The organism is Azohydromonas australica DSM 1124 (genome assembly GCF_000430725.1).
GTDB classification, from domain to species: Bacteria; Pseudomonadota; Gammaproteobacteria; order Burkholderiales; family Burkholderiaceae_C; genus Azohydromonas; species Azohydromonas australica.
This window is the reverse complement of record NZ_AUMO01000140.1, coordinates 1-7259: the sequence shown is the minus strand read 5'-3', so window position 1 is coordinate 7259 and position 7259 is coordinate 1. Positions and strand designations below refer to the sequence as shown.

Below are 7259 nucleotides of genomic sequence, written 5' to 3'. Positions count from 1 at the left end.
CAGGACGTTGATAGGCTGGGTGTGGAAGCGCGGTAACGCGTTAAGCTGACCAGTACTAATTGCCCGTGAGGCTTGACCCTATAACTTTGACGAAGCAGTCAAAGGCGAGAATTTGAAGTTGTTGCCCCGAGACGGCGACGCAATCAATAAAGCTGACAAGACTCTGTGAATTGGCTCAATTGCTGAACGCAGAAGTTGGGCAAAAAGTTCAAGCCTGATGACCATAGCGAGGTGGTCCCACCCCTTCCCATCCCGAACAGGATCGTGAAACACCTCAGCGCCGATGATAGTGCGGATTCCCGTGTGAAAGTAGGACATCGTCAGGCTAATATCCCAGCGAACGCCCCGATCAGAATATGGTCGGGGCGTTTTGCTTTGTATTTCTAAATTTAGAAAAGTTTTTTCCCAGAGTATGAGTATTCGCGCTGACTCTGTTCAAGAGCGTCCTACTCGTTGTTCTATAAATTAGTCGGTACAGAGAGCTTAACTCAAAGCCGTACATTTCCGGTTGAGACTCATCGGCACCGGCCTCACCAGCAAGGCAGTCATGAAGGCCAATGGCACTTCTACTGCCTGCAATGTTGCCTGTTGAACCCAACTTGTTGCATGGAAGTCAGCCCAGGGCAAGCGCCGCACATAAAATGGGGCGTTTTCCCTTCAACCGAGGAAGCTATGAGCTTGCATAACGTGACGCCAGGTGCAAAGGTCCCTGATGAGTTCAATGTGATCATTGAGATCCCAATGAACGCGGATCCTATCAAGTACGAAGTGGACGAGGACACCGGTGCTTTGTTCGTCGACCGCTTTATGGGGACGGCGATGCACTATCCGTGCAATTATGGATACGTGCCTCAAACGCTAGCCGATGACGGCGATCCGGTGGATGTTCTGGTGATTACGCCGTATCCGTTGATCCCGGGGGTCGTGGTAGCTTGCCGTCCGATCGGTATTTTGAAAATGGAAGATGAGGCCGGTGGTGACAGCAAGTTGCTCGCTGTGCCGACCAACAAGATCCTGCCTATTTACAGTCATTGGGAAAAGCCGGAAGATCTCAATGAACTGCGGTTGAAGCAAATCCAACACTTCTTCGAGCATTACAAAGACTTGGAAAAGGGGAAATGGGTGAAGGTGCTTGGTTGGGAAGGGCCTGAAGGTGCCCGTACTGAAATCCGCAACGGCATGGCCGCTTGGGCTCAAAAACACCAAAAGTGATGTAGAACGGTAGGGGCACTGCTTGTCCAGTGGTGTCGCTGACTGGTGTCTAAGTAATAGTTGGAAACGTGAGTATGCACAACATACTCACGTTTTTTTGGGGACGTTAAATCTGTTTTATTATATTTTTTTGATAATTATTATTTGTTGTGTGCAGCAGTTTGCTTGAATTTATCAGTGATAGGCGTCTTCAGCATCCAATTTGTCAAAGGCACAAGCAGTCTGGGAGGTTGAAGGAAACGCTTATTGCTTCTAATAAGAGTCTAAGCGGCATTCAATGTGTTTGGAAGTCGGGATACTTCAACGACCAGCAGATGCCGAGTGGTGGTCCTGGTTCGAAAAAAAGCGAACTCAAATTCCTGATTATCCCGTAGTATGGTCTACTGTTCTGCAGTGCTCCACTGCAGTTCATGTGTGGGAAGCTGATGCCTTCCCGTCCCCGCGACAACGTAGCGAAGGGAGCTCTTTGATGTCAACCCATCTGGCGCTGTATCTCTCTTTGGCCTGTGGCGTGGCCGCAGTGATCTACGGTTTCCTGCAACGAAGCTGGATCCTGCGACAAGACAGTGGCAGTGAGCGCATGCAGCAAATTGCAAATGCGATACAGCTTGGCGCTTCCGCGTACTTGGCTCGACAGTACAAAACCATAGCGCTTGTTGGTGTCTGTCTAGCAGTTTTGATAGGTATATTCTTGGATATTTTGACCGCCGCTGGCTTTATTTCCGGCGCTGTTCTTTCAGGAGCTTGTGGGTTTATCGGCATGAACATTTCTGTGCGAGCTAATGTTCGTACAGCTCAAGCCGCTACGCGGGGTATTGGCCCCGCCTTGGATGTGGCGTTCAAAGGAGGAGCCATTACAGGGATGCTGGTTGTAGGTTTGGGACTTTTAGGAGTTGGTGTTTTCTACTGGGTAGTTACTATTAATGGAAACGGCATGCCGACACACAGTATCTCCGCTACTCTTAAGCCGATGTTAGGTTTTGCGTTTGGAGCATCACTGATATCGATATTTGCTCGTTTAGGTGGCGGTATTTTTACTAAAGGAGCCGACGTAGGGGCTGACTTGGTAGGTAAGGTTGAAGCAGGTATTCCGGAAGACGATCCACGTAATCCGGCTGTTATCGCTGACAACGTTGGCGATAATGTCGGTGATTGCGCCGGCATGGCTGCCGACCTGTTTGAAACCTATGCCGTAACTTTGATTGCGACGATGGCCCTCGGTAGTCTGATGGTAACGGCTGCTCCTATGGAAGCAGTGGTATATCCGTTGTTGCTGGGAGGCGTGTCCATCATTGCATCGATTATTGGATGTGCCTTTGTGAAAGCGACTCCTCAAATGAGGAATGTCATGCCTGCTTTGTATAAAGGACTGATAGTTGCTGGCGTTCTATCGCTTGTGGCATTTTGGTTTGTGACGGTATCCGTTCTTCCGCCAGATGCCTTGGGGGAAAAAACGCACTTGCGTCTTTGGGGAGCTTGTGCAGTAGGGCTGGTACTCACTGCTGCAATGGTTTGGATCACGGAGTACTACACGGGCACGCAGTACAAACCTGTACAGCACGTTGCACAAGCATCGACTACAGGCCATGGTACCAATATCATCGCAGGGCTTGGCGTCAGCATGAGAAGTACAGCCGTGCCTGTTCTTTTGGTTTGTATCGCAATCGCTGTTTCATATGAGTTGGCAGGACTTTATGGTATTGCCGTGGCCGCTACTGCCATGCTGAGCATGGCTGGTATCGTGGTGGCTCTTGATGCATATGGCCCAATTACCGATAACGCTGGTGGAATTGCCGAAATGGCTGATTTGCCGGATAGTGTCCGCGATATCACTGATCCTCTGGATGCTGTTGGAAATACTACAAAAGCGGTGACTAAAGGCTATGCAATAGGATCTGCAGGTTTGGCTGCATTGGTGTTATTTGCGGATTATACGCATGCGTTGCAGAGTCGTGGTATGGAAGTGCATTTTGATTTGTCTGATCCTAAAGTAATTATTGGGCTGTTCATTGGTGGTCTGATTCCTTATCTCTTCGGAGCCATGGCTATGGAGGCCGTCGGACGGGCTGCCGGAGCGGTCGTGGAGGAAGTAAGGCGACAGTTCCGGGAGATACGGGGCATCATGGATGGCACAGGACGGCCTGAGTATGGTCGCGCTGTGGATATGCTTACAGGGGCTGCAATTAGAGAGATGATCTTTCCTTCCTTGTTGCCGGTGGTTGTGCCAATCGCAGTCGGCCTGATATTGGGGCCTAAGGCGCTTGGGGGATTGCTTATGGGCGCTATAGTTACCGGACTTTTTGTGGCTATCAGCATGTGCACTGGTGGTGGAGCTTGGGATAATGCTAAGAAGTACATTGAGGATGGTCATTACGGTGGTAAGGGGTCTGAAGCCCATAAGGCGGCCGTAACGGGAGATACAGTAGGTGATCCGTACAAAGATACGGCCGGTCCAGCAGTCAATCCTTTGATTAAGATAATCAATATTGTGGCTTTGCTTATCGTGCCTCTTCTGCCTCCCGATGCTGGAGTCTCACAAGCCGCTGAGCAAATTAAATCTGGCCGGATTGCTGTTGTGCATATTGAGCCGGTATTAAAATAGCTGCGCGCAGGGCGTGTGCGCTCAGAATTGAAATTTTCTTTTGCTGGGCGCGCACGTAAAGCGTTTTGAACTTTGAGGGTGGCAGTTCTGCTGTGGGCTAAATGGTTATGGTGGGGTTTGCTATAATTGCTGTAATGCATCTGTTGGATGCTCTATATCTTGCTTTGAGTGCTGCTTGAAAGGGCGCGTTGCTTTTTGAGATGGGGTTGCTCATACTTCATTGAGGCTATTTTTCGTTTGTTTTCTAAGTAATCGAATCTGCCTGAATTTATAGGCTCTTGTGGGTATTGGGTTTTCCAGTATTGAGTAGGTAGTTTGAACTGCCCGAATACGCTTTACTGGTGTTTCTTTTTTTGGGGAGAGTTCTGGGGTTCGCCCGATAGGTACCGACAACTTCTTGCGCGCCCGTGACGCTGTAGCTTGGTCAGCCGTTTGATCTTGTTGTGATGGATGAGTTGTTCAGGAGCCACGGCGGCGTCCACGCCGCGGTCGTTCAGGTCCATCACGGTAACCTCCGGTGGCACGTCGATTCCTGCAGCAGCGTGATAATTGGCTCCAACTGCGCGGCAAACGTGCAGCTGTCACAGGGATTGCCTGGGAGCTGTGTGCGCCTATGGCGTAATGGCCAAGCCAACCTTGACGCCGAACTCGTAGCCCTGACGTGCCGTACCTTTGTTGATGCACTTTGCTTCGGGCGCGTGCAGCACATCCTCTTGTTCTTGTCCTTCTCGTCGTGGTGGACCATTGTGGGTTACACGTCGTGCAGCCGCACCCCGGATGGCGCTGCGGCGTGCGGCCTAGCCGCCGGGTCTGCTTGGCGTGCGCGTGCCCAAGGCGGCCGCGCGCGCCGAGATCAGTGTGGCCACGGCCTACCGCATCGAGAAGGATCTGCGGCTGCCGTCCGAGAAGCAGGCGACTCGGGAGAGTTGCCGAGCAGACCCGCTGGTCGAAATCTTCGACAGCAAGGTGGTACCGCTGCTCCAGGCCGCGCCCGGCATACGGCCGGTGGCGGTGCTCCCGGAGATGTTGTGCCGCCACCCGGCGCTCACGCGCAGCGTGCGGCGCATCTGTCACATGCCGCGCTCAGCATGGCGAGGATCGCTACGTCGTCTTCCGCCAGATGCAAGAGCCCGGCCGCTTAAGGCCGTCGGATTTCACTGAGATGGACAGCCTAAGTGTAAGCATCAGCGGCGTGCCGCTTGACCATCGGCTTTACCACTTCCGGCTGGCCTGCTCGGGCTTTGAGCATGCGCACGTCGTCCTGGGCGGCGAGAGCTACGTTGCGCTGGCCGAGAGGCTGCTGCAACGTGCTGTGGGCTTTGCGTGGCGTGCCGCGCGCGAACCGTCGCGACAACCTCTCGGCGGCGTTCCGTAACTTGGACCCCCACGCGAGCGAGGACCTGACCTCGCGCTACGACGCGCTGTGTGCCCATTACGGCCTGGAGGGCACGCGCAACAACTGCAGCGTCGCACACGAGAACAGCGCTATCGAGTGCCCGCACGGCCACCTCAAGAACGCCATCCGTGATTCGCTGCTGCTACGCAGCAGCGCCGACTTCAGCGACCTGGTGGATCTGCCGGCGCTTTATCGACGAGATCGTCAGCCGCCACAATGCCCGTAACGGCAAGCGTATCGAGGCCGAGCTGCGCCGCAAGCCCATGGCACTGCTCAACCTGGTCTACCGGGACCAGTTCTTTCTGCGCGAGGCCTACCGGCTGGCGTTCAATCGGCTGTGCGAACCGCTGCCCCCGCGTGCGCCTGCAAGACGATGTTGGAACTGCTGAGCCTAGCGCACAAGCGCACCTGCGAAGCGCAACTCGACCAGCTGCTGCAGCAGCGCCTGGATGAGCGCCGGCTGTCCGACCTCAACGAACTACGGGCGCGCTTCGCGCCGAACCTGGCTGGGCGGTCGGAAGTCTGCGTGCAGCTGACCTCGCTGAGCAACTGCGAGGCCTTGGTCCACCGCCACCAAGAGGTGCAAGCATGAGCGACGACTTCGCCCCCACGCGGCTGACGCTGCTGCTGGGCAAGTTGCGGCTGCCCGCGCTCAAGCAGATCTAACCGTCCTTCGCCGAGCGCCCCGACAAGGAGTCCTGGCCCGCAGCGCACCTGCTCACGGCCCTGGCCGAGCACGAGCTCGCCGGGCGCAATCTTTGGCGTATCGAGCGCCACCTGGGCGAAGCCAAGACGCTGGGGAACTTTGACTTCGGCGCGGTACCGCTGATCTCCAAGGCCCAGGTCGCGGCGCTGTGCGCCGGCGACGGCTGGTTGCGCCATGGCGCCAACCTGACCCTGCTTGGCCCGCCGGGTGGCGGCAAGTCGCACCTGTCCTCGGCCATCGGCCTTGGACTGCTGAAGAAGGGATGGCATGTGCTATTCACTCGCACCTTGGATCTGGTCCAATGGCTGCAGTGGCTCGCCGCGAGCGAGCCGCTGGAAGCGGCGAGCTTCGACTCCGTCATCCCGGACAACCTGGCCCACATCGCCAAGGACCAAGCTGAGACGTCAGTGCTGTTCGAACTCTTCAGCGCCCGCTACGAGCGCTGCTCCTTGCTGATCACGGCTAACCAGCCCCTTGGGAATGGGACAAGGATTTTGCCCGATCCCGCCATGACGCTCGCCGTGTTTGACCGGCTCATTATCACTCTACGATCTTCGAGCTCGACGTCTAGAGCTACCGGCAACGCATGGTCTTGGAGCGAAAACAACATGGGCCCAGGCGCACTGCATCCATTGCAACAATGAGGAACATCGCCGCCGTAACGCCGCGCGACAAACAACCCGTTGAGTAGTTCCTGCTCGCGTCAATCTATGCCGGCATCATCCCTGAGCTGCGACAGCTCTTCTTATCTTGATTGCCGCACGCTTCTCATCCAGATCTACGCGCCACAGCTCAATTTTCGTGGTGTTGCAGGGCAAGCGCGGCGCGCAGTACTCCATGCCGTTGAAGAATTGCCAGTAAACGCTCTCGGCCCAGCGATGCATGACCGATTCGTCGTACATGGACGCCCCCTTTTGCCAAGCTCTCAGTGTATGAAGGCGTGAAGAAAGATTGCACCCGTACATCCGGACTTTGGTGCGAGGACAAACTCGCTGTCCCTGATGGGTTCTGCTGACCGGCTTCTCAATCGCTCTCACGCACTCTGGGTGCCAAACGAATCACGGGTTGAGCCGGTCACGGTCTGACCTGTCATGCCATCACTTGCTGAATAGCCTGAGCAATCGGTGGTCTGGATCTCCTGATTTGGTTGTGAGGTTTTAAACGTCTCCGGTCCAACTGCACTATGCAGTTGGGCAGCCTGCTGAGTAGCCGGGTTGGTATTCGCGGTCTTGAGCCAATAGCGCCCACACTACACGTGCATTCTTGTTGGCCAGCGCAACGGCCGCGACGTTGGCGTGGCGCCGCGCAAGCAATTTGGTGAGCCAGTTCTCCACCTGCTCCTT

Annotated in this window: 4 protein-coding genes, 2 rRNA genes and 3 pseudogenes; 6 read left to right on the top strand and 3 right to left on the bottom strand. The window is 55.1% G+C overall.

The window, feature by feature from the left end:
* The 4 genes from H537_RS0118575 to H537_RS51335 form a co-directional block, all read left to right on the top strand.
* Positions 1–80 (top strand): 23S ribosomal RNA (locus H537_RS0118575); the annotation flags it as partial.
* A 133-nt stretch (positions 81–213) separates the two neighbouring features.
* Positions 214–326 (top strand): 5S ribosomal RNA (gene rrf / locus H537_RS0118570).
* A 346-nt stretch (positions 327–672) separates the two neighbouring features.
* Entirely contained in the window at positions 673–1212 is a 540-nt protein-coding gene (gene ppa, locus H537_RS0118565; protein ID WP_028999038.1) for an inorganic diphosphatase, read from the top strand.
* A 469-nt stretch (positions 1213–1681) separates the two neighbouring features.
* Positions 1682–3814, top strand: coding sequence for a sodium-translocating pyrophosphatase (locus H537_RS51335; protein WP_084150807.1), 2133 nt, complete (start codon positions 1682–1684; stop codon positions 3812–3814).
* A gap of 335 nt (positions 3815–4149) precedes the next feature.
* Here the strand turns inward: H537_RS51335 and H537_RS53220 are convergent, their stop codons facing one another.
* Complete coding sequence (locus H537_RS53220; protein WP_156901840.1) at positions 4150–4317, bottom strand: hypothetical protein; 168 nt, start codon at positions 4315–4317, stop codon at positions 4150–4152.
* A gap of 325 nt (positions 4318–4642) precedes the next feature.
* Between H537_RS53220 and H537_RS44110 the strand changes: the two are divergent.
* Positions 4643–5802, top strand: a pseudogene (locus H537_RS44110) (IS21 family transposase); the annotation flags it as partial.
* A pseudogene (locus tag H537_RS44105) lies at positions 5799–6607 on the top strand (ATP-binding protein). The pseudogenes H537_RS44110 and H537_RS44105, both read left to right, overlap by 4 nt.
* Positions 6608–6635: 28 nt before the next feature.
* Here H537_RS44105 and H537_RS53210 read toward each other — a convergent pair.
* The gene (locus tag H537_RS53210) at positions 6636–6818 is read right to left on the bottom strand and encodes a hypothetical protein (protein WP_156901839.1); all 183 of its coding nucleotides are present in this window, start codon (positions 6816–6818) and stop codon (positions 6636–6638) included.
* A 279-nt stretch (positions 6819–7097) separates the two neighbouring features.
* A pseudogene (locus H537_RS53205) lies at positions 7098–7259 on the bottom strand (IS110 family transposase); the annotation flags it as partial.

Coding starts and splice junctions, on each gene's coding strand:
- H537_RS53210 (WP_156901839.1), bottom strand. CDS start 6,818: ATGTACGACGAATCGGTCATGCATCGCTGGGCCGAGAGCGTTTACTGG.
- H537_RS53220 (WP_156901840.1), bottom strand. CDS start 4,317: ATGGACCTGAACGACCGCGGCGTGGACGCCGCCGTGGCTCCTGAACAA.
- H537_RS51335 (WP_084150807.1), top strand. CDS start 1,682: ATGTCAACCCATCTGGCGCTGTATCTCTCTTTGGCCTGTGGCGTGGCC.
- ppa (WP_028999038.1), top strand. CDS start 673: ATGAGCTTGCATAACGTGACGCCAGGTGCAAAGGTCCCTGATGAGTTC.